Raw genomic sequence first — 24,371 nt, forward strand, 5'->3', positions numbered from 1 at the left:
AACCACACTATAGCACGCCACGGCTGTTCTGATGTCGCGGAGTCTGTCGTCTGACGAGCATGAGCCGTTGGTGTCTACGCTTGCTGAACCTCCTACCGTCGCGTAGACTAATGCGTGCGTTCCAGCCAGCGTGCTGGGGTACCGAAAGCTTCGACCGCTGCCGGGATATAACCGCGGGCTCTCTTTCGTGCTGCAACGCAAATGCTGGGCATGACGTATAGCCCGCTGTGCACTCCTTGATTTGATTTCAGCAAACGCAGGAGGAGTCTATGCGGAATTTTATCACCTTTTTCGTTTCCAGCGTGGCAATCATCGTTGCGGGGTCGACCGCGTTAGCGGGTGAGAAGGTGCTCGAGTTCAAGCTCGTCACCAAGCCTGTCGACGTCAAGGTCATCGAGGCAGCAAACGTCGAGGGGCAGACGGTCGTTTCCGGCAAGTTCTTTGGTGTCGCCATCTTCAGTGATGGCCATATCGGGGTGAAGGAGTTCGTCCATTCAGGAGACATGCTGAAGGGCTCGGGCTCCTATTACGGTTACAGCACCTACACGTTCGAGGAAGGCGCGATCACCGCGCGTTACACCGGCGCGATCAAGGACGGAAAATCAAACGGCGAATATACGATCCTTTCGGGCACGGGCGCTTATGCGAATGCAACGGGCACAGGAACGATCGAAAGCGCGCCGAACCCCTTCAAGGGGGTCAATCTTCTGAACATCAAACTGGTCGTGAGAACGCCGGGGTCATAGCAGCGCAGCGTCCGCGGGACCACGGCAAGGACAGCGACGCCTCACATGAGCGTTGGCTCGGCCAGCGGTCGCACGGCCGGGCCAAAGCCATCAAACGCGTGCAAGACGGGTCGTCAGCATTGCGCCCTCAAGGCGACGCAGCCCGACAGCTCTCAAACGATTGAGAGAGGATCGGGTACCTGGACCCGTCCGCCTCGCAGATGTCAGTACGTTTCAGGAAAATTCGTTCCAGCTCACACGCCGCGCATCGACGTCGCCGAGCTCGACCGGATCATGGATGTTGCGCACGCTCTGGAAGCCGGAGCGCAGATAGATCAGCGGGTCGACTGTGGTCGCGGCGCGGACGTGCTGGACCTCGCCGATGAAGATCGAATGGGTCTTGGTCTCGAGCTCCTGCGCCAGCACGCAGTCGAACGCCGCGACGGCATCCTCCAGCACCGGGGCGCCGGTGGCGCCGGTGGTCCAGCGCCCAAACGCAAAACGGTCGTCGCCGTTGACGCCCTTCTGTCCGGAGAAGGTCAGCGCCAGCAGCGCGTGGTCCTCGTTCAGGAAGTTGATGACGAAATGGCGCTCCTCGCGGATGCGCTGATGCGCGCTGGCGTTACGGTTAACGCAGACCAGCACCGAGGGCGGATTGTCCGACAGCGAGCAGGCCGAGGTCACGGTCAGGCCGGTGCGCTGCCCGGTCTCCGAGCCGACCGTCACCAGCGCGACGGCGCCCGCGCAATGGCGCATCGCCTGCTTGAAACTCTGTGCGTCGACCGTCATGCCGCAAACCCTGTCTGAGCATGATCCGCCGGATCATGCTTCGGTAAAAACACTTCGTACAAGATATGCGAGGCGGGGTGCGAGGCAAGCCCCGCACCCCGCGCAGCTGTCATGCAGCCTTCTCGAACTCGGCTCCGAGATGCTTGAGCCGCGGCATCACCTCGCTCTTGAGCAGGTCCAGCGAGTGCCGCCAGGCTTCCGGCTTGTGCTTGTAGTCGAAGCCGAACACACAGAGGACGCCGAAGCCGCCGACGTCCCGGTAGATCTTCTCGATCTTCTCGGTGACCGTCGCGGGCGAGCCGACGATCCAATTCCGGCGTGCGCAATATTCGACGGTGACGTCGCTGTCGGGCACGTCGGGCGCGTGCTTCAGATAGTCCTTGAAGCCGAAATGGCCGAGCAGCGGCAGGAAGTACTCGCCCATCATCCGGCCCATCATGTCGCCGGTCGACAGCTTCCACGCCTCCTCATCGGTATCCGCCACGAACACCTCGCGCACCAGCCGCCAGTCCTTGCGGCTCGGCTTGCGGCCGGTCTTGGCGGCGCCGGCCTCGACCGAATCCCAGTGGCTGCCGACATAGGCCGGGTTGAGGTTGAGGCTCATCGGGATGAAGCCGCGCTCGCCGGCGAGCTTCAAGGTGTCCGAATTCTTCGACAGGCCGGCGACGCCGATCGGCGGATGCGGCCCCTGCAACGGCTTGATGTGCGGCTTGAGGAAGTCGAACATCGTGTCCGGCTTGCTCACTGTCCAGTACTTGCCCTTGTGCGTCCAGGGTCCCGGCTCGGACCACATCTTCAGGATGATCTCGAGCGCCTCGCGGGTCATGTCGCGGTTCTGGCCCGACATGCCGTCGACATTGAACATCGCCCAGTCGCTGGGCAGGCCCGAGGCCGCGACGCCGAAGTTGAGGCGCCCGTTCGAGAGATGATCGAGCATCGCAACGCGGTTCGCGAGCTCGGCGGGATGATGATACGGCAGCAGGAAGCCGCCGGGCCCGATGCGCAGATTCTTGGTCTGCAGCAGCGCCTGCGCCACCAGCAGGTCGGGCGACGGGTGCGGCTCCCAGGGTGCGGTGTGATGCTCGCCGATCCAGGCTTCCTGGTAGCCGAGCTCGTCGAGCCAGCGCAGCGTCTGCAGGTCCCAGTCGTGGCCCTCCTTCAATCCGCACTCCGGCGGGTGCGAGGGCATGGTGAAGTATCCAAGCTCCATGTGCGTTTCCTTCCTTCGCGTTGGGTTCAGTCGTGCAATGCGTCTTGCCGCGCATTGCATGACGATCAGCAAGCGCTGTGCCAGCGGAGGAAGTCGCAGGGAATGGGTGAGAACGGCCGGATTTCGGCCGGCTGCGCGCCGGTCAGCGGGCTTGGCAAGGCTGGCAGCGTCTCACCGTCGCGAGACCTGTCGCAACCATGAGACGCGCCGGCAAGCATTCGCGCTGGTTGGCTCGGGCTGCCTTCGCACACACGGAAGCAGATACTCTCGCGGAGACTCCCCCTCACCCGAATTCGAGCTTCGCTCGAATTCGACCTCTCCCCGCAAGCGGGGCGAGGTGAAGCAGAGCGCCGGATCAGCCCGCCGCGCGGCGCGGCTGGGCGTTGGTATCGGGCTCGGAGGGTGGAGGAAGCTGCATCAGGATGGTCTGGCCCATCGAGGCGATCTCGATGCCCTCCTCCTGGAAGCGCCGTTTCATGCGGCGGTTGAACTCGCGTTGCACCGCCCAGCGTCCGCTATCGGTGCAGCGGATCTGGCCGACGATGGTCACGACCGAGCCGTCGACCTTGTCGACGCCCCACAATTCGAGGTCGCCTCGAATGAATGCGCGATACGCCGTCTCCTGGCGCATTTGGGCGACGATGTCCTTCAGCACCTCGCCGGCGCGGTCGGTGTCCTCCTTGTAGGACACGTTGACGCTGACCGCGGCATTGCCGGCGCCGCGGCTGGAATTGGTGATCGTCGTCACCGCGCTGAACGGCACGACGTGCACCGAACCGTCGCCGGCGCGCAGCCGCATGGTGCGGATCGAGACGTTCTCGACCACGCCCGAGAGGCCCGACACCGTGACGTTGTCGCCGACCTGCACGGTGTTCTCGATCAGGAGGAACAGCCCGGTGATCAAGTCCTGCACCAGCTTCTGCGAACCGAAGCCGATCGCGATGCCTACGATGCCGGCGCCGGCCAGCAGCGGCGCGACATTGACGCCGATCTCGCTGAGCGCCGTGAGGCCGACCACCGCGACGATCATGCAGAACAGCGCGGTTCGCAGCATCGGCTGAAAGGTGCGCAAGCGCGCGGCGCGGGCGTAATGCCCGTCGCGCGACAGGGTCTCGATCTGCCGGTCCATCAGCGCATTGGCGACTTCCCAGATCACGGCCGCGGCCAGCGCGGCAATGCCGATCGTCACCAGCGCCGAGATCAGGCGGCTTCCGATCTGGCCGCCATAGAACCAGACGATGGCATCGACGCCCCAGACCTCGAGCAGCGCGACGAAGCCAATGAAGGCGATCACTGCCGTGACCACCTTGCGCAGCAGCGGCAGATAGCGGTTGGCGCGCGTCTCCAGCCCCGGGAAGCGCTGGATCAGCTCCGGGCTGATGCGAAAGCCGCGATCGATCAGGCTCAGCACCACCATGGTAACGAGGCGGGTAACCAGCAGCACCGCGACAGTGCCGACGAAATATTGCAGCAGCAGCGAATAGCCGTTGCGGATGTTGAGCGCCCACACTGCCCACAGCGCGAGGTCGAGCGCGATCGCCAGCACATGCCAGAGCGCCGCGAGCCGGTTGCGCGTTCGCGCCGCAAGCCCGGTGCGATCGGCCGGCGCGCGGATGGCGTCGGCGACCTGGCGGCGGCACTGCAGGATGATGACGACGACGAACAGATGCACGACCAACATCACGAGCCGGATCAGCGCGGCATAGCCGGCGCGATGCAGCCCGAGCAGCAGCGCGACATTGGCAAAGGCGATGCCGGAGACGCCGACGGCGACGATGCGCCGGGCCCAGATCTCGATATAGGCCGCGGTCTCGGCACGGACGCGGAACAGGCCGAACGGCCCCGCCAGCGCGCGCACCGCGCAAATCAAGACGCGCGAGAACACATAGGCGTTGACGACGGCCAGGATCACGAGCCGCGTGGTCGATTGATCGCCGATCTCGGTGCCGAGCAGCGCGGTGGCGATGCCGCCGAACACGACGACCGGCAGCAATTCGAGCAAAAGGCGCCCAAGCACGAAGGGCAGCCGGACCAGCGACTGCCAGGCCCGCGCCAGGCTGAGCCGGCGCCGCTGCAACTCGGGCGCCGGCGTGACGTCGGCAACCGACGACGGCGGATCGACGATGGCGAGCGTCTGCACCGGCATGCGCGCGGTCTGCGGCAGCCGCGCTTCCAGGAACGCGACCGGCCGCTTGATCAGGCGGAACACCACCCATTCGGCGGCCAGCGCGCAGCCGAACACCAGCGCCAGCTTCCAGGCGATATCGATCAAGAGGCCATAGGCGACCGGATCGTTGGCGGTACGCACGAACCAGTAGTAGAACGCCGGGAAATGCGTCAGCGTGCGCGCGACGTCGGCGACCTCGCGCGACATCTCGCCGACCTGCTCGGACACCATCAGCAACAGCTGTGCGCCGAGGCTGTCGGCGGTGAGCGGGATCGGCGAATGCTGCTCCGGCGCAGGCGCCGGCTGGGCCGCCGCCTGCGGCGAGGCATTGGCGATGGCGCGCAGCGTGTTGATGATCTCGCCGCGCTTCTTGTCGTCCTGCAGCGTGTCGAGCGCACGTTTCGCCTGCTCGGGCGTCAGCGCGTCGCCGGTAGCGGGTTGCGGCGGCGCCGGCTTGGCGGCCGGCTGCGCCAGCGCGGGAGAGACGAACAAGGTGAAGACGAGAAGCAGCGCAAGGCGAAGTTTGTGCGACACGAGGGCCTCATAAAATAACTGCGCGACCGCAAACCCTTGGGAGGAATCTGCTCTCGCGCTCGCGCCATGTCGGATACTCCTTTTCGCCCCGATGGTGTGTCGGAAGTTTGCCGCTGTGACGGCCATCTCTTGGCATTTACCGCAACACAATCGTCACAGGCGTTGAGCCGCGTTTACACTTCCAGTGCGCGTTCCCGGCCGGCTCACTACACGTCAGGGGTGAGACCGCAGAATCTTTCGCTTGACGCGCAGGAGCCGCCGTGATGTTCTTACTTTGTTCTTTTGTTCCCAATTGCGTTTCGGGAGTTTCATGCACGACGTTTTTGCCGAGAACGGTCCGGTCAGGCTCTTCATCCATGATGACGACGAGACACCGATAGAATTCATGCGCAACCTGCTGCGCACGGTATTCGGCAAGTCCCGGAAAGAGGCTGTTGCCGTCACCGCGCGAATCGAGGCCCAGAACGGATTCGCATGCGGCCCCTATCCCGCGACGGTGGCCAAGGCACTGCTGGAGTCCGCCCAACAGCTGATCCGCAACAACGGGCATCCATTGCTGATCACCGCATCGGCCGCCGACGCGGCCCGGCCGTGCGATCTCTGTGGCGCGCTGGAGCCCGTCACCGACGTGTTTCTCATCCGCCGGACAGTCTGCCTGTGCGGCAACTGCCTGATCGCCGCGCGGGCAAGCTCGGAAAATCTACCGAGCGAGGAGTTCAGATATGCCTTCATGGCGCTCGATTGGCATTTTGCCGGGACGCCGCGCAATCAGATCATGACCCGGTCGCGACAATTTCCCGGTCACATGCGAGCGGACGTTCAGATCGCGATCGACAGGTTGTTCGATGTGCCGATCCATTTCTTCGGCATTCATGAGCAACACCGCTATGAGACCCTCGCGATTGCCTCGCTGATGGAGAACAGCCGCAACGCGCCGCCGATCGCGCCGCCGCAGTATCACGACGTCGACGTTGGCGAGCCTGAGTCGGTGAAATGCCTGACCAATGGCTTGTGGCTATGCCAAACCGGAGAGCTGCGCTACGCGGTGCTGCTCAGCTACCATCGTGATTATCAGACCGAGCCGGGCTTGCGGATCGAGCTCGCGGTGCCCGCAGGCGTCGCCGGAAACGCCTTGGTGCAGCGGACCTTTGCCGAGCTGGAAGCGGCCGTGTACGCGGCACGATCCTATCGCGGCAAGATCCTGTCGCTCGAGGATGCCGCCGACTATCGCGGCCGCGCCCGCGGCGTGACCGTGCATCGCCTGCCGACGGTCGCGCGCGATGACGTGATCCTGCCGGACCGGACGCTGCGGCTGCTCGACCGCAACGTGCTCGACTTCGTCGAAAGCCGCGATCTGCTGCGCGAGCTCGGGCAGTCGACCCGCAAGGGCATCCTGCTCTACGGCCCGCCCGGCACCGGCAAGACCCACACCATTCGCTATCTCGCCACCAACCTGCCGGATCACACCACGCTGATCATCACCGCCGAGCAGGTCGGCCTGCTCGGCGCCTATATGAGCCTCGCGCGGCTGCTGCAGCCGACCATGGTCGTGATCGAGGATGTCGACCTGATCGCGCGCGACCGCGAGGACATGGGCGGACCGTGCGAGGAATCGCTGCTCAACAAGCTGCTCAACGAGATGGACGGCCTGAAGGAGGACTGCGACATCCTGTTCGTGCTGACCACCAACCGGCCCGAGGAGCTGGAAGGCGCGCTGGCCGGCCGGCCCGGCCGCATCGACCAGGCCATCGAGGTGCCGGTGCCCGACGAGACCGGGCGCGGCAAGCTGATCCGACTGTACGGCAAGGGCCTGCCGCTCGAACCGCCCGTGGTTGACGCAGCGGTGCAGCGCACCGCCGGGGTCAGCGCCGCATTCATCAAGGAGCTGATGCGCCGCATCGCTCAGGCCAGCATCGCCCGCGGGGGAGGCCAGGATGTCACTGCTGACGACATCGGCGCAGCGCTGAACGAGATGCTGTTCGACGGCGGCCGGCTCAACGTGAAGCTGCTCGGCGGCGCGCAGGGGATGAGTGCGGGGTGATGGCCGGTCAACGCACTAAACGTGCCGGCAACAGCAACTCGCGCTCGCCGCCGGCGAGCCGCGCGAGTTCGTCCGACACGCGCGCCAGCGCGCGATCCCAGGCCTGCGGTCTGTCCTGGCGGAACAGCCGCATGGTCGGATACCAGGGCGTGTCGGCGCGATCGCGCAGCCAGCGCCAGTCGAGCGCATAGGGACACAGCATCCAGACCGGGCGGCCGAGCGCGCCGGCGAGATGCGCCACCGAGGTGTCGACGGCGATGACGAGATCGAGCGCGCAGACGGCCGCCGCGGTGTCGGCGAAATCGCCGAGCGTCGGCGCGAGGTCGACGATACCTGCGCCAAGGGCTCGCAGCACCGGAGCATCGTCCGGCCGCGGCTCCTTCTGCAGGCTGTACAGCTGCACGCCCGATGTGACCAGCCGCGGCAGCACGGCGTCCGCCGGCAGCGAGCGCTGGCGGTCGCCCTTGTGCCTGGGATTGCCGGCCCAGACCACGCCGACCTTCAGCGCGGTCACGCCGGCGAGCGCCTCGCGCCAGCGCGCGAGCTTGCCGGCATCCGCCCGCAGATAGGATATCGCTGCGGGAATGGTCTCGACGGTGGTGCGGAAGATCCGCGGCAGGCTCAGCAGCGGCAGTTGCAGATCGAACGGCGGCAGCGGCTCGCCGCGCGCGAACACCGCGACATCGGGCAGCATCGGCCGCAGCAGCGCGACCAGCCCCGGCTGCACCTGCAGAATGATCCGACCGCCCCTGCCCTCCAGCATCGGCACATAGCGGACGAAATTGATGGCGTCGCCGAGTCCATATTCGGCAAACAACAGCAGCGTGCGTCCCGCCAGCGGCTCACCCTGCCATTCCGGCTCGTCGAACACCGGATCGCCGTCGCTGAGCATCTTGGATTTGCGCCGCCACTGATACTCTTCGAACCCCTCCTCGAACTCGCCGTTCATCAGCAGGAAATGGGCGTGGTTGTAATGCGCCAGTGGCTGCGTGGGATCGAGCGTGATGGCGCGGCGCGAGGCCACTAGCGCGGCGTCGATTTCGCCGGCATTGCGCAGCGCGACCGCAAGATTGGCGTGGCCCTTGGCATAGAGCGGGTCGAGCTCGATGGCGCGCCGATGCGCCGCGACCGCCGCCTCGACCAGATTCTGCGCCTCGAAGATGATCCCGAGATTGGTGTGCGCGGCGGCGTAGTCCGGCTTGAGCGCCAGCGCGAGCTCGGCGCAGGCGATGGCGTCGTCGACCTGTCCGAGCTCGAACAGGCCGGCGCCGAGATTGTTGAGGATAACGTGATCGGACGGGTCGCGGGCCGAGACCTGCCGGTAGATGCGGACGGCCTCCGCGCGCTCGCCCAGCTCGTGCAGCACCATCGCCAGCAGGCGCTGCGGCGCGAGGTTGCCGGGATCGAGCGCGATCGCGCGGCGGTAGTGCAGGATCGCATCCTCCAGCAAGCCCTGGCGATAGAGCGCGGCGCCAAGGCCACAATGCAGCCCGGCATTGTCAGGATCCGCGGCAAGTCCGCGGCGATAGGCCGTGGCGGCCGCTTCGTGCCTTTTCTGATCGGTCAACACATTGCCGAGGTTGAGCCAGACGCCGCGATAGACCGGATCGCGCGCGATCACCTCGCGATAGGCCTGTTCCGCCTCGACCGGTCGCTGCTGCCCGGCCAGCGCGACGGCGAGGTTGAACCGCGCCCGCGTCAGGCCACCATCGAGCGCAATCGCGCGCCGGAACGCGGCCTCGGCCTCGTCGAAGCGCGACAGATCACACAATGCGACGCCGAGCTTGATGTACAGGCCGGCATCCTGCGGCCGCAGCGTCACGCCGCGCTCGAACGCCGCCACCGCGCCCTCGTGCTCGCCCTTCACGGCGAGCGCATCGCCGAGGGTGGCGAAGGCCGGTGCATGGTCCGGATCGAGGTTGAACACCCGGTTGAGCAATACCGCGCCTTCCGCGGCACGATCGGTCACGAAGGCGATGACGGCGGACAGATGCAGCGCCGGAACATGGTCGGGATCGGCGGTGAGGATGTCGCCGCACAGCGTGCCGGCCTCCGCCGCGCGGCCCGCGCCATAATGCGCCACCGCATCCCGCAACATCCGATCGACCGCCACGCTGCCCACGATACCGCCCCTGCCAACGACCCCGATGCGGATTAAACGGGCGACACCGCGAAATCCGGCACGCGATTCCAGATTGAAGAATCACGACCGGGCGCGGGCTGATCTTCTCCTTCCCCCTGAAAGGGGGAAGGTCGGGATGGGGGTCAGCCGCGGACGACGCTGCAAGTGGAGAGAGCTGATCCCCATCCGCTTTGCTCTGGCGAGCAAAGCGACCTCCCCTTTTCAAGGGGAGGTAGGAGGGCGACCAGGAGCCCCCCTTGACGGCCGCCGCTTCATGTAACATATGACGTTACATGATCCGCGATAGCCGCCTGTCCAGTGTCCTGCATGGCCTGCTCCACATGATCGGGGCCGGCGAGCCGGTGACGTCGGAGCAACTTGCGCAGGCGATGGCCACCAACCCGGTGGTGGTGCGCCGTGTGATGGCGGGGCTGCGCGAGCAGGGTCTCGTGCATTCGGAGAAGGGCCATGGCGGCGGCTGGACGCTGGCGCGCGATCCGGCCGACATCACGCTCGCGGACATCTATCGCGCGGTCGGCGCGCCCACGATCGTCGCGATGGGCCATCGCTCGGAAAATCCCGGCTGCCTGGTCGAACAGGCCGTCAACGACGCGCTCGGAGACACGTTTCGCGAGGTCGAGGCGCTGTTCCTGAAGCGGCTCGGCGCGGTGACGCTCGATGTGCTCGCGAAGGATTTCAAGCGCCGGCTCGCCAAACACAAACAAAGTCTCGAGGATCAGATTCATGCAGTCAAGTGAGCAGGCGAAACCTCTGCCGTACAACGATCCCGCGCATTGGGACAAAATGGTCGCCGCCTATGAGGCGCAGTCGCAGCCGTTCACGACATTGTTCGCCGACGCCGCGGTCGCAACGCTTCCGATCGACCCGTCATCCAGGGTGATCGACGTCGCCACCGGCACGGGCGCCGCGGCGCTGGCCGCCGCCCGCACCGGAGCCGAGGTCACCGCGATCGATTTCTCCGCCGGCATGGTGGCGCGGGTCCGCGCGCTTGGTGTGGCGAATATCGAGGCGCGGCAAATGGACGGCCAGGCGCTCGATCTGCCGAATGCCGCGTTCGACGCGGCTGTGTCGGTATTCGGCGTGATGCTGTTTCCGGACTGGCGCGCCGGCCTCAGCGAGATGGCGCGGGTGACGCGACCGGGCGGATCGGCGGCGATTGCGGTCTGGAAGAGCGCCGATGGCGCCGCCGTGCATCTCCTGCTCTCGCAGATCATCCGGCGGCTCTATCCCGACAATGTCACGCCGATGCCGGGCACGGGCCTCGCCGAGCTCGCCGACCCCGACCGCCTCGCCGCTGCGCTCATCGCCGCCGGCTTCTCCGATCCGGCGATTGCCGAGATCACCCACGACTTCAAGCTCAATGTCGCCAATCCCGCCGACGTCGACAAATTGTTCGAGTTCATGCCGCATTGGAGCGGGCTCGATGCCGACCAGAGCGCCGCAGTCGCGCGCGCCTTCCGCGCCGAGATCCAGCGCAGGCGGGTCGGCGACAGCTTCGCGATTCCGTCGACCGCGCTGATCGCGACGGCCCGGCGGGCTTGACCGAAACAGCCGCGATCCGGTCGTGCGAGGTCATGGCCGCCTAGCGCTTGTCGTCGTCCGGCTTTTCTTCATCGCTCGGCGGCTGCAGGCCGGGACTGTTGGCCCAGCGGTCGAGTTCCTCGATCACCCGCCGATGGCTCGGCCGCAGCGGCTCTGCACCACCGGGCTCTTGCGATAATTTTCGGGGCAGCTTGACCTGATCTGGCATGGCTAGGCTCCAGAGCTGGGGCTGTACGCGCGATACGAGGCGCGATCGCTACGCGCGCGACTTGAGGAGATCGCGAATCTCGGTGAGCAGCTCCTGATCCTTGGTCGGCTTCGGCGGTTCGGCCGGCGCCGCGGGCGCTTCGCGCTTGAGCTGGTTCATGAGGCGGACCACGATGAACAGCACGAAGGCGACGATCAGGAAGTTGAGCGTCAGCGTCAGGAAGTTGCCCCAGGCCAGCACCGCGCCCTGCTTCTTGGCATCGGCCAGGTTGGTCGCCGTCACCGACTTCGACAGCGCCGTGAAATAGTTGGAGAAGTCGAGCCCGCCGCTGATCGCGCCGATGATCGGCATGATGACATCGGCCACCATCGACGAGACGATCGCGCCGAACGCCGCGCCGATGATCACGCCGACGGCGAGATCGACGACGTTGCCCTTCATGGCGAATTCCCTGAATTCCTTCAGCATCTGATCTCCTGTTTTCCAAATGAATGCGGTGGCACGGCCCGGCGACTGGATCGCCGGCCGCTCCAAGGGGACGAAAGACTATTTGCGATCGGCCGGCTTCGCGGGCGCCGCGACCGGCTGCGCAGGCGCGGCCTGCTCCCATGGCGCCGGCAGGATGACCCGCGCCGGCGGCGGGTTCTGCGCGGCGCGCTGCACATTCGCATTTTCCGGCCGCGGCTCGTCGCGGGCGTTATCCGCGCGGGCGGTGGCGACATCGATGCCGAGCGCCAGCGCGACGGATCCGAGTGCCGCGCCGACCAATACGGCGGACCGCACCACACCAGCGCGCGGCCTGTTCAGGATGGCAGGATGAGATGAGGTCATCGCAACTGCTCCTCACGCAATAGACATCGTTCGGAACCGCGCGGGCGCGAGCGCCGCGCGCGGCTGGAGGCGGGACGTCAGGTCTTGATGTCGTCCGGCAGCTTGCCGCCATTGGCGGCGAGCTTCGCCATCACCTGCTGATGCAGCCAGACATTCATGGCGGCGCTGTTGCTGGTGTCGCCGGTGTAGTGCAGCTCCTTCGCGAGCTCCTTGCGCGCCGCGAGGCTGCTGTCGAGGCCGAGCGCCTTCATCAGGTCGACGATCGAGCTGCGCCAGTCGAGCTTCTCGCCGGTCGCCGCGGCCGCCTTGTCGACGATCGCGGCGACGTCGACGGATTGTGCCGCCGCCGTGCCGGGCGCAGCGGATGCAGCCGTCGACGTCGAAGGCGCTGCGCCGGGCGCAGCCGCCGTTGTGCTCTCAGCGGTTTTGGCCTGGGCGCCGTGGCCGAAGATTGCACCCATGATGCTTCCAAAAATGCTCATGATCTCTCGCTCCGTGCGCCCGAGATACCGTTCGTCCCGTGGCTGTTTCCAGTGACGGGGCGGACGATAGGCAGGCCATTGGCCGAGCGGAAGATGACCATCGTCACTATCGGAGTGTGGGACGGCGTGGTGCTGTCGGCGGAGCGTGCGGCTTTCTGCGGCCGCGCGAGAGCCTTTCATCGTACGCCCCACGTGCGATGAAGTCAGCCGTCCCGGCCCGATTCGCCAGCCCCGAGAAGTCGGGGCGGCTGACACAGACGTGTGCGCGTTGTCGCTAGCTAGAGCTGGCGGCGGCGGATGGTCTGGGCGAGTTCGACAAAGCTCTCGGCGATGCCGACGCCGGTCTTGGCGCTGACCGATTTGACGCTCGACTTCGCAAGCCCGGCAATCGCGCCCGCGCTGCCCGCGGCTTCCGGCAAGTCGATCTTGTTCAGCAGCGCCCGGTAGGGCCGGCCCGGGAAGCGCTCCTCGAAGCCGCGGACCAGTTCCACCATGCGGGTCACCGTCTGCGGCCGCGTGACGTCGGACACGATGATGGCGGCGGATGCGCCGGTGACATAGACCGTGTCGAAGATCTGCGTGCCGAAATCGCCGTCGGTGTCCCACAGCACGAGGCGCATCGGATCGCTGCCATCCGCCGGCGCCACGTCGTGGCTCAGGATCTCGACGCCCAGCGTCGATTTGTACTGGCCCTCGAACCGGTTGTAGATCAGCCGATAGAGGATCGACGTCTTGCCGACCCCCATATCGCCGAGCAGCATGACTTTCGCGGTGAGCATCAGCGGGCCACTTCGCCTCGATAGACCGTCTCGAACGCCACGCGGCGATTACCGCCGACGGTGGCGTCGACCCGGTCGGTGATCGGCATCGTCGCCGCGCGCGAAACCAAAATCAGCCGCGACGGATCGACCCCGAGCGCAGTCAGCCTGCGCTGGACCTGCTCGGCTCGCTTGCGCGCCAGCGTCCGGTTGGTGCCTTCCGTGCCGCTCTGATCGGCATAGCCGACGATGCGCAGCCTGAGATCGTTGTTCGCCATTAGTCCGGCGAGTTCGCGCAGCTGCTGCTCGGCCTGGTCGTTGTCGAGGACTTCGTCTGAATTGTTCGCGAAGAAGATCGCAGTGGTGGCGATGAAGCGGTCGAGCCGCGCCGCCGGACCGTCGGCGACGGCTTGCAGCTTCGAATATTGCTCGGCCAATTTGGCATACTGCTCGCCGAGCCTGTCATATTGCTCGGTCAGGGCGACATATTTCTGGTCGCCCGACTTCGCCTGCGCACCGATCGCCTCGCGCATCTGGTCGAGGCTCGCCTGCAGGCGCGTCAGGCTCTGCTGCAGGCCCGCGATGCCGGCCTGCGATGCCGCGATTTGCTCGGGTGCGGACACCAGACCGATGTGGTTGACGATCTTGTACGGTGCCGCGGCCGCGGCGAGCGCATCGATCAACGGCGCGGTTTCCAGCTGGCTCGGCTCGATGCCTGAAACGGCCACGCTTCGGCTGCCGTGATCGAAGTCGAGCCGCAGCGGGAACGAGGCCAGCAACGGCTGCTTTGCGGCGAGCTGTTCCAGCGCCGCCTGGGTCCGCCGCTCCAACAGGCCGCGCGTCACCGATGTCGCGGCAAGCCAGAGCAGCAGCGCGGCCACGGCCGCGAGCAAGGCGAACAGGATCACCTTGCCGCGCCGGCTCGCGATCCGCCGTGGCGTATCGTCGGTCTCGATCGCGGCTGCCAGCGACGCCAGCATCGGCCCGTCGCAATCCGCGCCGCGGTCGATGCGCTCGATCGCATCGAAGAACAGCGAGTTGATCCTGGCATTGTCGGCTGGCCGCAACGGTCCCAGGCACTCCGCCGCCAGAATGAAGCGGGGCGAGGCGCGCAGCGCGAGCTGTCGTCCGCCGAAATCGAGCGTCTGCAGATTGCCTTCGCCGGCCAGCGCCTGCACCGAGAACTCCAGGATCGCCGCGACCATCGCGCTGAGCAGGTCGGCGCGTTCGTCGGCGGTCGCATCGCGCTTCCAGTCCGCGATCAGGCGGCCATTGCCGCGTTCGATGATCAGGAGCCGGTTGATCTGCGGCGGCTGATCGGCGAGCACGAATTCGCTGATCGGGCGTCCCGTCACCAGCGATTTGACGCGGCCGACCCACAATTGCGCCGAGGTCAACGCATTGATGCGCTGCTCGAGCGAGGCAACCAGCTCCCTGAACGAATTCGCCACCGCGGCGCTGACCAGCCGGCCGACGATCGGATAGAGCGCCTCGATCATCTGCTCGCGCGAGTTCTTGATCTCGCTGCGGATCGCCGAGACCACGACCGGCGCAATCGCGCTGGCGAGCTCGCGCGGCCGGTTGACCTCGGCGCGCTCCAGCGCCTCGACCAGGATGCCCGCGGTTGCCGTCTCCAGGCGGTCGGCGTTGCCGACATAGCGCTGCAGCGAGTCGAGGTCGGCCTCCAGCGACGTCAGGCGCGTCGCCTCGGGCTGAAACAGCAATGTCTTGAGCTGCTCGATCTCGCGGTTCTGGCCGGCAGCAGCTGCCATGCTATTTGCCCGTGCGGCCGGATCCCAATCCGCTGATGACCGAGCCGAGCTGGGTGATCGCCGCGCCGACATCCTTCAGCGAGTCGAGCCGCTTCTGCTCGGTATCCCGCTCGAGGTCGGAGAGCCGCGCAGAAAGCGCGGTGAGCTCGTTAGTGAAGTCCGCCTGCATCTGCTTGAGCGATGCCTGCATCTCCTCGCGCAGACCCGAGAGGTTGGTCTCGAGCGAACGTTGCGCGCCGCCGAACAGCAGGTCGCGAACCTGATCGATCGCCGCCATGCCATGCGCCGCCGGATCCACGCCGTTGCCGGCCGCCGCAGCGTCCGCCGGTCCGTCCGTACCTTTGGTCTGGCGCTCGATACCCTTCATGGTCATTTCCCGCTTACTCATAGCTGCGCAATCCGGACCTGCGATGTCAAAAAGCAAATCCGAAACAACCCTATAGCCAATTTTGCGGGCGCGGCCCAGAGAAAGGCGAGCAATCTCAGCCGGATCAACCGCGTGGTTGTGCGATCACGGCCAATTATTTCTAGTAAGTTATTGCCTTTATTGCGAGTTCTGTACGGTTCTTGACCTGGCATTTCTCCAGAATCGTGCTGACATAGTTCTTCACGGTTCCTTCGGCCAAATGCAGCTGCTCGCCGATCTCGGTGTTGCTCTTGCCCTCGACGATCAGCGTAAGAATTTCATTCTCCCGTGCCGTCAGCCCGTCGCGAACCGGCAGCTTCGCCGAGACGCGCGGGCCGCGCAGCCGCTTGAACTCGTCGAGGATGCGCGCGGCGACGCCGGGCGAAAGCCCGGACTGGCCGTTGATGACCGCGCGGATCGTCGAGGCGATCTCCTCCATCCTGGCGTCCTTCAAGAGATACGCCTTGGCGCCTGCGCTCACCGCCTCGAAGATCAGGTCGTTGGTCTCGAACGTCGTCAGCACCACGATATGGGTCTGCGGCAATTCGCGGAGAATCCGCTGGGTCGCGGCGATGCCGTCAACCCGCGGCATCTGCAGGTCCATCAGGATGACATCCGGCCGATAGCGCCGCGCGAATTCGATAGCCTGCTCGCCGTCGGCCGCGCCGGGAAGGATCTCGAAATCGTCGTTCTGCTGGGCGAGCAGCGTGGCGATACCTTCCCTGATCAGCGTCTGATCCTCGGCGATCAGCACCCGTATCTTCTCAATTCTGCTCACGAGCTTTCCGTCATCCTCTCGAAAACGTGTTGCATGCGCGGCAACGAATTCAATCGGCCAGCACGCCGGCTGACGCTGCCGGCGGCACCGCCACGGGGAGCGAGATCCGGACCAGCGTTCCCTGCCCGGGCGCGCTCTCCACCGCGCAGCTGCCGCCGACAAGTTCAGCAAATTCGGCCATACCAATCAATCCGAAATGTCCTGGCGTCGGGACCGCGAGATCGAAGCCGCAGCCGTCATCGCGGATCTCGACAATCAGCTTGCGGCCGACCGCGGCCGGTTCGTCGAAGGCGTGAAAGAAGACGCGGCGCGCCCGCGCATGCGTCTGAACATTGCGCAGTGCCTCGCTGAGGATGCGCTGAACCGTCAGGCCGCAATCGCGCAGGCCGGAGCGCGCCGCTTCGTCGATCTGGATCGACACCCTGACACCGCTGCGCGCGGCGAAGTCGCTGAGCAGCCCCTCGACATCGGGATCAAGCTTCAGGTCGTCGGGCGTGCGCAGGCGGTCGATGGCTTCGCGGGCGCGGTTCAGGCCGCTCGCGGCCGCATCTTCAGCTGTCGCGAGGCTGTCCGCCACACGGGCGGGATCGGCCGACAAATAATGCCGGATCAGCCGGATCTGGGTCAGCAGCGCCACGATCGAGTGCACCAGCGTATCGTGCAGATCGCGAGCCAGCCGCAGCCGCGTCCGCGCCAGCGAGGCAAAGCGCACCTCCGCGCTCGCCGCCTCGAGCTGCTGCTCCATCAGGCGCCGGGCGCGACGCTCGCTGCCGAGCAGCGTTTCGACCTGACGGCCGGCAAAATCCGGCATGGCGATGACGAAGTAATGCGACTGCGCGCCGTTCCACAGCACGACCGCCGTCATCGGTTGCGTGATGTCAGGCGACGCGCCACGCACACCGGCCAGCGCGATCATGTCCCGCTGGCCGCTGGCAAGCGCCGCCAGCTCGGCTTCCATGCCGACCAGCAACACACACTCGCAGCAATCGACGCCGGTTGCGGGAAGCCACTCGACCAGCCGGCCGATCTTCCGCTGCATGCTTCGATCGGCGCCGATGACGGCGAGACCGATGACGTCGGCTTCTGCGGCCGCAAGCAAATCCGCGCTCAGATCGATCATGCGTTGCCCATCAACTCAGCGAGCAGCCACTCTGGCGTAAGCCGGCAGCGGTCGCAAACGAATATGACTTTCGTCACAACCGGTCCTGACCTTCGTCAGATGCCACGGCTGCTCGAAATGCGGTTCTGTCTCACGAATGAGCAACAGCGCAAGCCATGATGTGCCACATGCCGGCGTCCATGGCGATGCCGGCCGGGCGCCGGGCCTCGCGAAAGGTCGCGCCAGTCGGCCGGAATGTGAGCTGACAATGAAGGGCGCACCACGGAAACCGTCGGGCATCGAGCTGCGCATGCTGGCGGAAGCAAGCAAGCCCGCGCGGCGCCGGCGCCTGAGCGCAACCCAGAAGATGGCATTGCAGGAAGCGCTCGCCGGCCGCCTGCAGCTCTATCCGCGCGGATATGCCGCGAGCAAGACGGGGCCGTTCCACTCCCGACGCGCCATTCTCGGACTGGTGCGCGCCGGCCTGATGAGCCTCAGCGCAACGGCGCGCTATGCGGCCGTGACCAGGCGCGCGCGCGAGATGTACGAGGCCGCGGCAAGCAGCGACGCTGCGCCCGAGTAAGCGCGCGCCATTACGCTGAGGCGCTCAAAACCCTCACCGTCCATTTCATTTCTTCGCTGAGACCTGGCCGGCGTCACGCACGCGCGGGCGCTGTCGCGTGCCGCGCCGATTCCGGCTGCGAATAGCGTCAAACCAGCCGGTTGGCTGCAGCAGGACACGTATGCAGATAAACTGCGAAGATAATCTTTACAGTTTACCTTCATATATGCTATCCGATCCGGCATGAGCAATGGACCGGCCCGCCCCGGCTCGGCGCGCACATCCGCGCTGGCCGAAGATCTTCGCCTGTTGATTGGAAGGCTGAAGCGGCGGCTTCGCGAGCAGGGTCAACGCGAGGACCTCCCGCCTTCCCAGGTCGCGGTGCTGCTTCGCCTCGAAAAGGATGGCCCCGCGACCGTGTCCAGCCTGGCGCGATCGGAGGGTATGCGTCCGCAATCGATGAGCTCGGCGATATCGGCGCTCGAGGCTGCGGGCCTGGTCCGCGGCGCGCCGGATCCGGACGACGGCCGGCAGACCATCATGTCGCTCACCGATAGCTGCCGCGAGCGGCTTCGCACCGGCCGCGCCGCACGGCAGGACTGGCTGTCGCGCACCATCGCCGCGCGGCTGTCGGCGCGGGAGCAGGACGAACTCGCCGCCGCCGTCGGCTTGCTGAAGCGGCTGGTCGAGGATTGAGGCCGGCTGCGCTGCGACAGCTTGCGAGAAAGGTAACGACCATGGCCCTGACCACGCTCGATCCGATCACCGCATTGATCGTCATCGATCTGCAAAGCGGCCTCATGGGCTGGCCCTTCGCCCATCCGATCGGCGACATCGTGGCTCGCGCCGCCGCGCTTGGCGCTGCGTTCCGGCGGCACGGTCTGCCGGTCGCGCTGGTCAATGTCGACGGCAGCTCGCCGGGACGAACCGAGCAGGCGCCGCGCCATGGAAATCCAATTGGAAATCCCATTGGAAATCCATTTGGCGGCCCGCTTCCCGACGGATGGACCGATCTCATTCCGGAGCTCGACCGACAGCCCGGCGACATCGTTGTGACCAAGCGAACGCGAGGCGCATTTGCCAGCACCGACCTCGAAAGCCTGCTGAGAGCGCGTGGCGTCACGCAAGTCGTGATCGCCGGCGTCGCCACCGCGGGCGGCGTCGAATCGACGGCGAGACAGGCCTATGAGGCGGGCTTCAACGTCACGCTCGCAATCGACGCCATGACCGATGCGCGGTCGCACGCGCATGAATACAGCATCGAGCACGTGTTCCCGCGGCTTGGCGAAACCGGCTCGACGCAGGCGATCATCGATCTCGTTGAAAGGACCAACGCGCATGAACTGGCTTGATCTCGTCGCCTATTTCTTCGGCGGCGTCTTTCTCACCAATGCGATCCCCCACGTCGTCGCCGGCATGATGGGCGAAGCGTTCCAGAGCCCGTTCGCCAAACCGCCCGGCGAAGGCCTGTCCTCATCGACCGTCAACATCGTGTGGGGCTTCTTCAACCTCGCGGTCGGATATCTTCTGGTCTGCCGCGTCGGCGACTTTGGCTTGCGAACCACCAGCGACGTTGCAGCGCTCGGGCTCGGCGGTCTTCTGATCGGCCTGTTCCTGGCGCGGCGGTTCGGGCGGTTTCACGGCGGGAATGAACCTCAGAGAACATGAGACGCGTATTTCGATCGCTCGCGAGCTTCAACTACCGGGTCTGGGCGGCCGGCGCGCTGGTATCCAACATCGGCACCTGGATGCAGCGCGCGGCGCAGGACTGGCTGGTTCTCACCCAGCTGACAAATCACAGCGCGTCCGCCGTCGGCATCGTGATGGCGCTGCAATTCGGGCCACAACTATTATTGATGCCGTGGACCGGCTTTGCCGCCGATCACTTCAACCAGCGCAAACTGCTGATGGCGACCCAGGCGACGATGGGCGCGCTCGCACTCATCCTCGGCATTCTCACCGTCACCGGGCTGGTGCAGCTCTGGCACGTCTACACCTTCGCGTTCCTGTTCGGCTGCGCGGCGGCGCTCGATGCCCCGGTGCGACAGACCTTCGTCGCCGAACTGGTCAGCGATACCAATCTGTCGAATGCGATCGCGCTGAACTCGACCTCGTTCAACGCCGCGCGCATGATCGGCCCCGCCGTCGCCGGCCTGATTATCGCCTCCGTCGGCACCGGCTGGGCATTCCTGTTCAACGGCGCATCGTTCCTGGCGGTGCTGACCTCGCTGACCCTGCTGCGCACCTCCGAGCTGCGCCCGAACGCGCGCGCCCATCGCACCAAGGGAAGCGTGATGCAGGGCTTCCACTATGTCTGGTCGCGGCCCGATCTCAGGGCGACGCTGATCATGCTGTTTCTGATCGGGACCTTCGGACTGAACTTTCCGATCTTCATTTCCACCATGGCGGTTGGCGTGTTCCACACCGATGCGCGCGGCTTCGGCCTGCTGTCGTCGATGATGGCGCTCGGAACGATGTCGGGCGCGCTGCTGGCAGCGAGCCGCGAGGAGCCGCGCTTCGGCTCGCTGATGCTGGGTGCCGCGATCTTCGGGCTGGGCTGCACGCTCGCCGCATTGGCGCCGAGCTATCGGCTGTTTGCCGCGGCGCTGGTCGTGATCGGCGTCGCCGCGCTGACCGTCACCAACACCTCGAACGCGCTGATGCAGCTCTCGACCGAGCCGGCGATGCGCGGTCGGGTGATGGCGCTGCGGCTCGGCGTTGCGCTCGGCGGCACGCCGATCGGCGCACCGATCGTCGGCTGGGTCGCCGATCACCTCGGCCCGCGCTGGGCCCTCGGCGTCGGCGCCGCCGCCGGCTTTGCCGCAGCGATCGTGGCGATCGGCATGCTGTCCCGATCGGGCGGCGAAGCCGAGCGCCGCAGCCAGGAGGCGCGAAGGAGCGAGGTCAACCTGCCGCAGCAGCGTTGAGCATGGCGCCACCGACCGGCGCTGCTACCCTGTGTTTGAGCACGTGTCCTTCACGCGAACCGAAAACGCTAGTAGGCGTAGGACGTCTTGCCCGGCTGCACGGTCAGCCGAAAGGCGACGTCGGCCGAACCATCCATCAGCTCGATGATGTGGTCGCACACCAGGCAGCGGAACTCACCCGCGGCGCCGCCCTTCGACGTCAATTCGATCCGGCGATAGCCGGCCTGGCAATGGGGACACGTCACGTCAGATTTTCGCATCGAATCAGCAAGCCGTTGCGCTCTTGAGCTTCCCACACGCCCATCATCGGAATGTGACGCCCGTCTAACCGGCGTGCTGGTCGACCAGACTACCTGGAATTTGTGCTGTGCTTTCAGCGCGAAAAGTTCCCGACGATGGCCAGAACGACGACGCGCCCAGGCCGGCAACACGGCCGCGGACCCAAAAAACGAGCGAGCGCTCTCTCAGAAAATTTCATCATCCCCCTTTTCCGGGCGCCGTTTCGTGGGCTAGGAATTAGACAAGGGCGTAAAGCCCGGCTCGGACCAGCAACAAAATGAAATGGTCCGGGAGCATAGCCAGGGAGGCAACGTGGGTCTCGCGCGTCAGCGACCGGGGACGGCGAATGCGTTCGCGATGGACGTGCTTTGCGCGCGCATCCTCGAACGTCATCGGGATTCCATCCGGGTCCAGAAAACCCATCTCGCCGTTCCGAATCTCACGCGCATCATCGGCGCCACGCTCACGCTTTCCAACAAGCACGGCTTTCACGCCACCACGCTGCGCCAGCTCGCGGAGGCCTCGGGCCTCAGCATGGGCGGCCTTTATACGTATTTCGACAGCAAGCCGACGCTGCTGTCGATGATCCTCGGCGAGGTCGCCGAGACGGTGGCGGAGGTCCTCAACTCGCCGCCCGCGGACGTGAAGCAGGATGCGCGCAAGCATCTGCACTGGATCATCGCGACCCATGTCCGGATGAGCGAGGCGATGCAGCCCTGGTTCGTGTTCTGCTTCATGGAAGCGAAGTCGTTTCCGCCGGCGGAGCGCCAGCGCGCCATCGAGATGGAGGTGATGACCGAGAAGATCATCGCCGGCGTCCTCAAGCAGGGCGTCGCCAGCGGCGTCTTCACGATCGACCAGGTCACGCTGACGGCATCGCTGATCAAGCCGCTGCTGCAGGACTGGTACGTCAAGCGCGCCAAGTACCGCAGACGTGGCACCTCGATCGAGGCCTACATCAACACCGTCGGCGCATTCGTCGACGCTGCGGTCGCAGCCAGGACGCGGCCCGGCCGCGTCGCGACCGGCTCCCGCACCAGATCCAGGCAGACGGCGCACCTATAGACGCAAGGAAGGGCGAGGCAATGAAGCGCTTGCGGTTCAATCAACAGGAGATCGTCTTCGCCGTCTTTGCCGTGCTGTTCCTGGCGTTCTCGATCTTCCTGCGCGGCTTCCTGACGCCGGAGAACATGCTGACGCTGCTGCAGAACGTCGCGGTGCTCGGCATCCTCGGGCTTGCGATGGCGATCGTCGTGATCGGGCGCGGCATCGACATCTCGCTGATCGCAGCCCTCGCGGTGCCGCCGGGGCTCGTGCTGCAGATGGTGCAGAACGGCCACTCGCTGCCGGCCGCGCTCGCGACGGCGGTGCTGCTCACGATCGCGTTCGGCCTGGTCAACGGCTGGCTGATCGCCTATGCCGAGGTCCCTTCGCTGTTTGCGACGCTGGCGACCGGCCTGCTGCTCGCCGGCCTCGGGCAGGCCGCGCTGTTTCAGCTCGACGTCGTGCAGTGGAGCGACGGCATGAAGGGCTTCGAGCGGCTCGGACAAGGCACCATCCTCGGCATTCCGACCTCGATCGTGATGTTCGCGATCGCCTGCGTCGTGGTCGCGTTCCTGCTGCGCCAGACGCGCTGGGGCGCCTATATCTACGCGATCGGCGATAATCCCTACGCCGCCCGCGTCACCGGCATCCCCTCGCGCCCGATCATCGTGCTGCAATATGTCGTCGCGGCGCTGATCGGCTGCTTCGCGGGCCTCGTGATGGCGGCATCGGTCAACTCGATGCCGACCCGCATCTTCAATTCGACCCTGATCTACGACGTCATCCTCGTCGTCGTGCTCGGCGGCATCGGCCTGTCGGGCGGCCGCGGCGGCGTGCTCAACGTCATCATCGGCACGCTGCTGATCGGCACCATGCTGAACGGCATGACCATCATGGACATTTCCTACGCCGGACAAAATCTCGTCAAGGGTGTCGTCCTGCTGCTCGCCGTCATCACGGATTCATTCCTGAATCCGCGCAACGAAGAAACGGCACAGCAGGGTGACATCTGAACCAAGCCACAAGAACATTCAATCACGACCAAGGAGGAACCAATGAAATACGCTGTCAGCACTGCAAAGGTGATCGCCGCGGCGCTTGGGCTTGCCGCCATCGCCGCCCCGGCTCTGGCCCAGCAGGGCCTGGACGAGCCGTTCCAGAAGCCGTTCAGGGAAGCCCTCGCCGGCAAGACGGTGGCCTACGTTCCGGTCGCCATGAACTTCGACCTCACCGAAGGCTGGTACGCCGGCATGAAGAAGGAGCTCGAGCCCTTCGGCGTGAAGTTCGAGATCCGCGATCCCAACTGGAACACCAATGCCGGCGCGCAGGCAGTGACCTCGCTGATCTCGGAGAAGCCCGCCGTGATGGTGATCCACAATCCGGACGTGCAGACCTACGCCAAGTTGCTGCAGCGCGCCGAGAACGAAGGCATCTACGTCATCCAGATCAACATGGGATCGGCCTATCGCTCGTCGGCCTTTGTCGGCGCCAACTGGATCGAGATCGGCGAGCGCGACACCGAAGCCGTGGTGAAGGCCTGCCAGGGCAAGTCGAACAAGATCGCCATCGTGCAGGGCGCGCTCTCGGCGGCCGCCAGCGCCTACACGCTCAAGGGCGTCGAGAACGTGCTCGCCAAGCATCCGGAGATCAAGGTGGTCTCGAGCCAGGCGGCCGACTGGGATGCCGCGAAGGCCAAGGCGATCACCCAGACGGTGCTGAAGCAGAATCCTGATCTTTGCGGCATCGTCGGCTTCTGGGACGGCATGGACATCGGCACCGCCGCTGCGGTGAAGGAAGCCGGCCTGACCGGCAAGGTGTTCGTCGCGACCTCTGGCGGCGGCGAGCGCAAGGGCGCCTGCGAGCTGGTGAAGTCCGGCGCGTTCGATCTCAACATGAGCTACGACGTGCCCACCCAGGCCGCGCAGATGGCCGGCACGATCAAATGGCTGCTGTCGTCGGGCGCCAAGGCCGGCTCGATCAAGGGGTCGGAATACACGACGCTGATTCCGATCACCAAAGAGAACGCGGACAGCCAGACCGCGTGCTGGAATCTCAGTGACCTGAAAAAATAGTC

The 24,371-nt window shown here is 65.8% G+C and carries 26 protein-coding genes; 12 read left to right on the forward strand and 14 right to left on the reverse strand.

Annotated elements, in window-relative coordinates; translation table 11 throughout:
* The first annotated feature begins 269 nt into the window (after positions 1 to 269).
* Entirely contained in the window at positions 270 to 746 is a 477-nt protein-coding gene (locus Q2M23_RS30295) for a hypothetical protein (protein WP_316398009.1), read from the forward strand.
* A gap of 213 nt (positions 747 to 959) precedes the next feature.
* On the opposite strand, the gene Q2M23_RS30300 is transcribed toward Q2M23_RS30295, so the two are convergent.
* From Q2M23_RS30300 to Q2M23_RS30310, 3 genes are all read right to left on the reverse strand, one after another.
* Entirely contained in the window at positions 960 to 1,514 is a 555-nt protein-coding gene (locus Q2M23_RS30300; protein WP_057018925.1) for a flavin reductase family protein, read from the reverse strand.
* A gap of 109 nt (positions 1,515 to 1,623) precedes the next feature.
* Positions 1,624 to 2,724 carry an LLM class flavin-dependent oxidoreductase gene (locus Q2M23_RS30305; RefSeq protein ID WP_316398010.1) on the reverse strand — a complete coding sequence of 367 codons (1,101 nt, stop codon included), beginning with the start codon at positions 2,722 to 2,724 and terminating at the stop codon, positions 1,624 to 1,626.
* Positions 2,725 to 3,079: 355 nt separating this feature from the next.
* On the reverse strand, positions 3,080 to 5,425 hold the full coding sequence (locus tag Q2M23_RS30310; RefSeq protein ID WP_253588666.1) for a mechanosensitive ion channel family protein: 2,346 nt from the start codon (positions 5,423 to 5,425) through the stop codon (positions 3,080 to 3,082).
* Positions 5,426 to 5,735: 310 nt separating this feature from the next.
* On the opposite strand from Q2M23_RS30310, the gene Q2M23_RS30315 reads away from it, so the two are divergent.
* Positions 5,736 to 7,466: an ATP-dependent Clp protease adaptor ClpS gene (locus Q2M23_RS30315; protein WP_057018927.1), complete on the forward strand. Its 1,731-nt coding sequence runs from the start codon at positions 5,736 to 5,738 to the stop codon at positions 7,464 to 7,466.
* Between the two features lie 7 nt (positions 7,467 to 7,473).
* On the opposite strand, the gene Q2M23_RS30320 is transcribed toward Q2M23_RS30315, so the two are convergent.
* The gene (locus tag Q2M23_RS30320) at positions 7,474 to 9,564 is read right to left on the reverse strand and encodes a tetratricopeptide repeat protein (RefSeq protein WP_316398034.1); all 2,091 of its coding nucleotides are present in this window, start codon (positions 9,562 to 9,564) and stop codon (positions 7,474 to 7,476) included.
* A gap of 317 nt (positions 9,565 to 9,881) precedes the next feature.
* On the opposite strand from Q2M23_RS30320, the gene Q2M23_RS30325 reads away from it, so the two are divergent.
* Together Q2M23_RS30325 and Q2M23_RS30330 are read left to right on the forward strand one after the other, a co-directional pair.
* Entirely contained in the window at positions 9,882 to 10,346 is a 465-nt protein-coding gene (locus Q2M23_RS30325; RefSeq protein ID WP_168857299.1) for an Rrf2 family transcriptional regulator, read from the forward strand.
* Positions 10,333 to 11,151, forward strand: coding sequence for a class I SAM-dependent methyltransferase (locus tag Q2M23_RS30330; protein WP_316398011.1), 819 nt, complete (start codon positions 10,333 to 10,335; stop codon positions 11,149 to 11,151). The genes Q2M23_RS30325 and Q2M23_RS30330 overlap by 14 nt, the downstream gene beginning before the upstream one ends.
* Positions 11,152 to 11,191: 40 nt before the next feature.
* On the opposite strand, the gene Q2M23_RS30335 is transcribed toward Q2M23_RS30330, so the two are convergent.
* The 9 genes from Q2M23_RS30335 to Q2M23_RS30375 all read right to left on the reverse strand — a co-directional run bounded on the left by Q2M23_RS30335 (position 11,192) and on the right by Q2M23_RS30375 (position 17,506).
* Positions 11,192 to 11,359, reverse strand: coding sequence for a hypothetical protein (locus tag Q2M23_RS30335; RefSeq protein ID WP_168857300.1), 168 nt, complete (start codon positions 11,357 to 11,359; stop codon positions 11,192 to 11,194).
* Positions 11,360 to 11,407: 48 nt separating this feature from the next.
* The gene (gene mscL / locus Q2M23_RS30340; RefSeq protein ID WP_076834941.1) at positions 11,408 to 11,827 is read right to left on the reverse strand and encodes a large conductance mechanosensitive channel protein MscL; all 420 of its coding nucleotides are present in this window, start codon (positions 11,825 to 11,827) and stop codon (positions 11,408 to 11,410) included.
* A gap of 78 nt (positions 11,828 to 11,905) precedes the next feature.
* On the reverse strand, positions 11,906 to 12,190 hold the full coding sequence (locus Q2M23_RS30345) for a hypothetical protein (RefSeq protein WP_229192794.1): 285 nt from the start codon (positions 12,188 to 12,190) through the stop codon (positions 11,906 to 11,908).
* Positions 12,191 to 12,267: 77 nt separating this feature from the next.
* Complete coding sequence (locus Q2M23_RS30350; protein WP_229192793.1) at positions 12,268 to 12,672, reverse strand: DUF3597 domain-containing protein; 405 nt, start codon at positions 12,670 to 12,672, stop codon at positions 12,268 to 12,270.
* A gap of 278 nt (positions 12,673 to 12,950) precedes the next feature.
* Positions 12,951 to 13,451: a GTP-binding protein gene (locus Q2M23_RS30355; RefSeq protein WP_057018933.1), complete on the reverse strand. Its 501-nt coding sequence runs from the start codon at positions 13,449 to 13,451 to the stop codon at positions 12,951 to 12,953.
* Positions 13,451 to 15,202 (reverse strand): OmpA family protein, encoded by a 1,752-nt coding sequence (locus tag Q2M23_RS30360; protein ID WP_316398012.1) that lies wholly within the window; start codon positions 15,200 to 15,202, stop codon positions 13,451 to 13,453. The genes Q2M23_RS30355 and Q2M23_RS30360 overlap by 1 nt, the downstream gene beginning before the upstream one ends.
* A 1-nt stretch (position 15,203) precedes the next feature.
* On the reverse strand, positions 15,204 to 15,590 hold the full coding sequence (locus Q2M23_RS30365) for a hypothetical protein (RefSeq protein WP_229161741.1): 387 nt from the start codon (positions 15,588 to 15,590) through the stop codon (positions 15,204 to 15,206).
* A gap of 139 nt (positions 15,591 to 15,729) precedes the next feature.
* Positions 15,730 to 16,386: a response regulator transcription factor gene (locus Q2M23_RS30370; protein WP_028335911.1), complete on the reverse strand. Its 657-nt coding sequence runs from the start codon at positions 16,384 to 16,386 to the stop codon at positions 15,730 to 15,732.
* Positions 16,387 to 16,435: 49 nt separating this feature from the next.
* Positions 16,436 to 17,506, reverse strand: a complete 1,071-nt coding sequence (locus tag Q2M23_RS30375) for a sensor histidine kinase (RefSeq protein ID WP_316398013.1) — start codon at positions 17,504 to 17,506, stop codon at positions 16,436 to 16,438.
* 247 nt (positions 17,507 to 17,753) lie between these two features.
* Between Q2M23_RS30375 and Q2M23_RS30380 the strand changes: the two genes are divergently transcribed.
* From Q2M23_RS30380 to Q2M23_RS30400, 5 genes are all read left to right on the forward strand, one after another.
* On the forward strand, positions 17,754 to 18,068 hold the full coding sequence (locus Q2M23_RS30380; RefSeq protein ID WP_225161524.1) for a hypothetical protein: 315 nt from the start codon (positions 17,754 to 17,756) through the stop codon (positions 18,066 to 18,068).
* Between the two features lie 222 nt (positions 18,069 to 18,290).
* A complete protein-coding gene (locus Q2M23_RS30385) occupies positions 18,291 to 18,743 on the forward strand; it encodes a MarR family winged helix-turn-helix transcriptional regulator (protein WP_076834935.1) in 453 nt (150 codons plus the stop codon).
* A gap of 41 nt (positions 18,744 to 18,784) precedes the next feature.
* Positions 18,785 to 19,399 carry an isochorismatase family protein gene (locus tag Q2M23_RS30390; RefSeq protein ID WP_076834934.1) on the forward strand — a complete coding sequence of 205 codons (615 nt, stop codon included), beginning with the start codon at positions 18,785 to 18,787 and terminating at the stop codon, positions 19,397 to 19,399.
* A complete protein-coding gene (locus Q2M23_RS30395) occupies positions 19,386 to 19,715 on the forward strand; it encodes a hypothetical protein (protein WP_253588658.1) in 330 nt (109 codons plus the stop codon). The genes Q2M23_RS30390 and Q2M23_RS30395 overlap by 14 nt, the downstream gene beginning before the upstream one ends.
* A complete protein-coding gene (locus Q2M23_RS30400) occupies positions 19,712 to 20,974 on the forward strand; it encodes an MFS transporter (protein WP_316398014.1) in 1,263 nt (420 codons plus the stop codon). Before Q2M23_RS30395 ends, Q2M23_RS30400 begins: the two co-directional genes overlap by 4 nt.
* A 68-nt stretch (positions 20,975 to 21,042) precedes the next feature.
* Here the strand turns inward: Q2M23_RS30400 and Q2M23_RS30405 are convergent, their stop codons facing one another.
* Positions 21,043 to 21,219 carry an MJ0042-type zinc finger domain-containing protein gene (locus Q2M23_RS30405; protein WP_316398015.1) on the reverse strand — a complete coding sequence of 59 codons (177 nt, stop codon included), beginning with the start codon at positions 21,217 to 21,219 and terminating at the stop codon, positions 21,043 to 21,045.
* Positions 21,220 to 21,610: 391 nt separating this feature from the next.
* Between Q2M23_RS30405 and Q2M23_RS30410 the strand changes: the two genes are divergently transcribed.
* Genes Q2M23_RS30410 through Q2M23_RS30420 form a run of 3 tightly spaced genes read left to right on the forward strand, consistent with a single transcriptional unit; the run spans position 21,611 to position 24,369 of the window.
* Entirely contained in the window at positions 21,611 to 22,318 is a 708-nt protein-coding gene (locus Q2M23_RS30410) for a TetR/AcrR family transcriptional regulator (RefSeq protein ID WP_076834932.1), read from the forward strand.
* Positions 22,319 to 22,338: 20 nt separating this feature from the next.
* Complete coding sequence (locus tag Q2M23_RS30415) at positions 22,339 to 23,310, forward strand: ABC transporter permease (protein ID WP_057018944.1); 972 nt, start codon at positions 22,339 to 22,341, stop codon at positions 23,308 to 23,310.
* 42 nt (positions 23,311 to 23,352) lie between these two features.
* Positions 23,353 to 24,369, forward strand: a complete 1,017-nt coding sequence (locus tag Q2M23_RS30420) for a sugar ABC transporter substrate-binding protein (RefSeq protein ID WP_057018945.1) — start codon at positions 23,353 to 23,355, stop codon at positions 24,367 to 24,369.
* Positions 24,370 to 24,371: the final 2 nt, after the last annotated feature.

The sequence above is a fragment of the Bradyrhizobium sp. 33ap4 genome (assembly GCF_032654765.1).
GTDB lineage: Bacteria > Pseudomonadota > Alphaproteobacteria > Rhizobiales > Xanthobacteraceae > Bradyrhizobium > Bradyrhizobium australafricanum.

Excerpts from the sequence above, each read along its gene's own strand:
- Q2M23_RS30295 (WP_316398009.1), top strand. The coding sequence starts at position 270 with ATGCGGAATTTTATCACCTTTTTCGTTTCCAGCGTGGCAATCATCGTT.
- Q2M23_RS30300 (WP_057018925.1), bottom strand. The coding sequence starts at position 1,514 with ATGACGGTCGACGCACAGAGTTTCAAGCAGGCGATGCGCCATTGCGCG.
- Q2M23_RS30305 (WP_316398010.1), bottom strand. The coding sequence starts at position 2,724 with ATGGAGCTTGGATACTTCACCATGCCCTCGCACCCGCCGGAGTGCGGA.
- Q2M23_RS30315 (WP_057018927.1), top strand. The coding sequence starts at position 5,736 with ATGCACGACGTTTTTGCCGAGAACGGTCCGGTCAGGCTCTTCATCCAT.
- Q2M23_RS30320 (WP_316398034.1), bottom strand. The coding sequence starts at position 9,564 with ATGTTGCGGGATGCGGTGGCGCATTATGGCGCGGGCCGCGCGGCGGAG.
- Q2M23_RS30325 (WP_168857299.1), top strand. The coding sequence starts at position 9,882 with ATGATCCGCGATAGCCGCCTGTCCAGTGTCCTGCATGGCCTGCTCCAC.
- Q2M23_RS30330 (WP_316398011.1), top strand. The coding sequence starts at position 10,333 with ATGCAGTCAAGTGAGCAGGCGAAACCTCTGCCGTACAACGATCCCGCG.
- Q2M23_RS30335 (WP_168857300.1), bottom strand. The coding sequence starts at position 11,359 with ATGCCAGATCAGGTCAAGCTGCCCCGAAAATTATCGCAAGAGCCCGGT.
- mscL (WP_076834941.1), bottom strand. The coding sequence starts at position 11,827 with ATGCTGAAGGAATTCAGGGAATTCGCCATGAAGGGCAACGTCGTCGAT.
- Q2M23_RS30345 (WP_229192794.1), bottom strand. The coding sequence starts at position 12,190 with ATGACCTCATCTCATCCTGCCATCCTGAACAGGCCGCGCGCTGGTGTG.
- Q2M23_RS30350 (WP_229192793.1), bottom strand. The coding sequence starts at position 12,672 with ATGAGCATTTTTGGAAGCATCATGGGTGCAATCTTCGGCCACGGCGCC.
- Q2M23_RS30355 (WP_057018933.1), bottom strand. The coding sequence starts at position 13,451 with ATGCTCACCGCGAAAGTCATGCTGCTCGGCGATATGGGGGTCGGCAAG.
- Q2M23_RS30360 (WP_316398012.1), bottom strand. The coding sequence starts at position 15,202 with ATGGCAGCTGCTGCCGGCCAGAACCGCGAGATCGAGCAGCTCAAGACA.
- Q2M23_RS30365 (WP_229161741.1), bottom strand. The coding sequence starts at position 15,590 with ATGAGTAAGCGGGAAATGACCATGAAGGGTATCGAGCGCCAGACCAAA.
- Q2M23_RS30375 (WP_316398013.1), bottom strand. The coding sequence starts at position 17,506 with ATGATCGATCTGAGCGCGGATTTGCTTGCGGCCGCAGAAGCCGACGTC.
- Q2M23_RS30380 (WP_225161524.1), top strand. The coding sequence starts at position 17,754 with ATGAAGGGCGCACCACGGAAACCGTCGGGCATCGAGCTGCGCATGCTG.
- Q2M23_RS30385 (WP_076834935.1), top strand. The coding sequence starts at position 18,291 with ATGAGCAATGGACCGGCCCGCCCCGGCTCGGCGCGCACATCCGCGCTG.
- Q2M23_RS30390 (WP_076834934.1), top strand. The coding sequence starts at position 18,785 with ATGGCCCTGACCACGCTCGATCCGATCACCGCATTGATCGTCATCGAT.
- Q2M23_RS30395 (WP_253588658.1), top strand. The coding sequence starts at position 19,386 with ATGAACTGGCTTGATCTCGTCGCCTATTTCTTCGGCGGCGTCTTTCTC.
- Q2M23_RS30400 (WP_316398014.1), top strand. The coding sequence starts at position 19,712 with ATGAGACGCGTATTTCGATCGCTCGCGAGCTTCAACTACCGGGTCTGG.
- Q2M23_RS30410 (WP_076834932.1), top strand. The coding sequence starts at position 21,611 with ATGGACGTGCTTTGCGCGCGCATCCTCGAACGTCATCGGGATTCCATC.
- Q2M23_RS30415 (WP_057018944.1), top strand. The coding sequence starts at position 22,339 with ATGAAGCGCTTGCGGTTCAATCAACAGGAGATCGTCTTCGCCGTCTTT.
- Q2M23_RS30420 (WP_057018945.1), top strand. The coding sequence starts at position 23,353 with ATGAAATACGCTGTCAGCACTGCAAAGGTGATCGCCGCGGCGCTTGGG.